The organism is Mesorhizobium sp. M7A.F.Ca.ET.027.03.2.1, from assembly GCF_003999175.1.
Classification (GTDB): Bacteria; Pseudomonadota; Alphaproteobacteria; order Rhizobiales; family Rhizobiaceae; genus Mesorhizobium.
Genome location: NZ_RZOM01000871.1, coordinates 1 through 2,649 on the forward strand (window position 1 = coordinate 1; position 2,649 = coordinate 2,649).

Below are 2,649 nucleotides of genomic sequence, written 5' to 3' on the forward strand. Positions count from 1 at the left end.
ATCGCCCGGCTCGGATTCTCCATGGTGCCGGAGGGGCGCGATGTCTTCGGCTCGCTGACGACCGAAGAGAACCTTCTGGTCGGAACCGGCATGCACGCCCGCGAACGCGGCTGGCGCAGCCGAGCGGCCGACGAACTCGAAGCCGTCTACGCAACCTTCCCGATGCTGAAAGAGAGGCGGCATGGGCAGGCGGGATTGCTGTCCGGCGGGCAGCAGCAAATGCTGGTCATCGGACGCGCGTTGATGACCAATCCGCGGCTTGTAGCCATCGACGAGCCTTCGCTGGGCCTCGCCCCCAACATCAACGACCAGGTCTATGAGCGGCTGATCGCGCTGCGTGCGCAGCGCCAGCTCACGCTCCTGATCGTTGAGCAGAGCTCGGCCCGGGCGATGATGGTGGGCGGGCGGATGATCCTGATGCGTGGCGGACAGATCGTGCTCGATGGCGACGCGCGGACGCTCGGCAATGGCGAGGCGATCCAGGCTGCCTATTTCGGTTACGAGGACCACTGAGATGCTCCAGATCCTGTTCGACGCACTCTCGCTTGGTTCGCTCTACGCGCTTGGGGCGCTTGGCATTGCCCTCATCTTCGGCGTCATGCGGCTGGTGAACTTCGCGCATGGCGACGTCATCGCCTTCTGCGTCTTCGCGCTGCTATGGCCGTCAACAGACGCCATGGCCATCGTCTTCGCTGGCCAATTGCCGTGGTACCTGCTGGTGCCCTTCGTGCTCCTTTGCGGGGCCGGGCTGTCGGTGCTGTGCGAAATCGTTGTCTTCAGGCGGTTCCGCCAGGCAAATCCGGCAACCATGATGATCGCCTCCTTCGCGCTCGGTTTCGTCATTCGCTACTTCCTGCTCATGCTTTTCTCCAGTCGGCCGAAATCGATCTCGCTGCTGCCCGAACTGTCCCAGCCGGTGGAGATCCTCGGTGCCAGGCTTCCCCTCCTCCAGCTCATAACGATCGTCGCCACGATGGTCATCCTGATCGGCCTGACACTGTTCCTGCGTCAAACCCGCTTCGGCCTGGAGATGCGGGCGGCGGCCGAGAACTTCTCGATGGCCCGCATGCTGGGTGTGCGTGCGAACCGGGTTATCATGGGCGCGTTCGCGCTCTCCGGCGCGTTGGCCGCCGCCATTGCACTGATCTTTGGCGCCCAGACAGGCACGCTGGACATCCAGATGGGCGCCTCGATCATGTTGATGGCCTTCATCGCCACCGTCATTGGCGGCCTCGGCAGCCTCGGGGGAGCCGTGCTCGCCGGCTTCTTGCTGGGTGCCGCCTCGGTGATCATGCAGGTCATGCTGCCCATCGACGCCCGGCCGTTCCGCGATGCCTTTGTCTATGGAGCGGTCATCCTCGTTCTCCTCTTCCGCCCGCAAGGGCTTATTGCCGCGCGCGGCACCAAGGAAAGGGTCTGATTTCATGGGTGTCGCCGCCTCCCTCACCAACTCTACCGCTGCCGGTGCCGCGGCTGCCGAGCGAAAGCCCGCCCGCTTCGCGCTTGCCCGCCGCACAATCCTGACGCCGGTCCTGCTTTCTCTGCTGCTGCTGGCCATCGCGCTGATCACGGTGATGACCGGATCGCGGCCCTTCAACCAGACGGTGATCGACGTGTTCGTCCGTGTCATCCTCGTCGTGGGCCTATACATCTTTATCGGAAATTCGGGCGTTCTCAGCTTCGGGCATATCGGCTTCACCTGCCTTGGCGCCTACGCGGCCGCATGGCTCACCATCAATCCGATGATGAAACGCGGTTCGCTGCCGGGATTGCCCGAATGGCTGCTGGCGACCCGTTTGCCGTACTGGCAATCGGCCGTGCTGGCGGCATTGTTCGCCGCCCTCGCCGCTCTCATCTTCGGGCGGGTGCTGATGCGGCTATCGGGCATCGCGGCTTCGATCGCGACCTTCGCGATGCTCGCCATGATCAACACAATTTATTCCAACTGGGAGAGCGTGACCGGAGCGACCTCATCGGTCGTCGGCATTCCGATCGTGCGCATGATCTGGCCGTATCTCATCGGCGCCGTGGTCGCAATCTTCATCGCCTGGGCGCACGCGATCTCCCGGTCCGGCCTGGCCCTTCGTGCTGCCCGCGACGAGCCCACCGCCGCCGCGGCTTCCGGTATCGACATTCCCAGGGAAAGACTCGTGGCGTTCGTCGTATCGGGCGCGGTGATGGGGCTGGGCGGTGCGCTTATGGCTCATTCCATCGGCGTGGTCACACCCGATACATTCTATCTCGGTCTCACCTTCATCACCCTTTCCATGCTCGTCGTCGGCGGCATGGGCAGCCTGTCGGGGGGGGTGGTGGGTGTCGTCCTGCTGTCCGCCCTGATCCAGGCGCTGCGCTGGCTGGAGGCAGGCGTATCGCTCGGCGAGTCCACTTTCGCCCTCCCGAAAGGGGTCCAGGAAATAGCCCTCGGCGTCATCATGATCGTGATCCTCGCGCTTCGCCCATCCGGACTCATGGGCAACCGCGAGCTCACCTTACCTCGCAGCAGTCGCAACAAGTGACCGGCGGCACAAGCCCGACCGGAAAACAAAAAAGGAGACGTGCATGACATACAAAATGAGAATTGTCGCAACCGCTCTGGCCTCGATGTCCATCGCATATCCGGCGCTGGCCGATGACAAGACTATCGTCATC

The 2,649-nt window shown here is 63.5% G+C and carries 3 protein-coding genes; all 3 read left to right on the forward strand.

Annotated features, from left to right (window positions below; translation table 11 throughout):
* Nucleotides 1-513 (forward strand): ATP-binding cassette domain-containing protein (locus EN750_RS28235; RefSeq protein ID WP_127398693.1); only part of this gene is annotated, 513 nt, incomplete at its 5' end.
* A gap of 1 nt (nucleotide 514) precedes the next feature.
* Nucleotides 515-1,420 (forward strand): branched-chain amino acid ABC transporter permease, encoded by a 906-nt coding sequence (locus tag EN750_RS28240; protein ID WP_027036291.1) that lies wholly within the window; start codon nucleotides 515-517, stop codon nucleotides 1,418-1,420.
* Between the two features lie 4 nt (nucleotides 1,421-1,424).
* On the forward strand, nucleotides 1,425-2,516 hold the full coding sequence (locus EN750_RS28245; RefSeq protein ID WP_127326909.1) for a branched-chain amino acid ABC transporter permease: 1,092 nt from the start codon (nucleotides 1,425-1,427) through the stop codon (nucleotides 2,514-2,516).
* Nucleotides 2,517-2,649 lie beyond the last annotated feature (133 nt).

What these genes read in the sequence shown, in the direction of transcription:
- EN750_RS28240 (WP_027036291.1), top strand. Translation starts at nt 515, where the DNA reads ATGCTCCAGATCCTGTTCGACGCACTCTCGCTTGGTTCGCTCTACGCG.
- EN750_RS28245 (WP_127326909.1), top strand. Translation starts at nt 1,425, where the DNA reads ATGGGTGTCGCCGCCTCCCTCACCAACTCTACCGCTGCCGGTGCCGCG.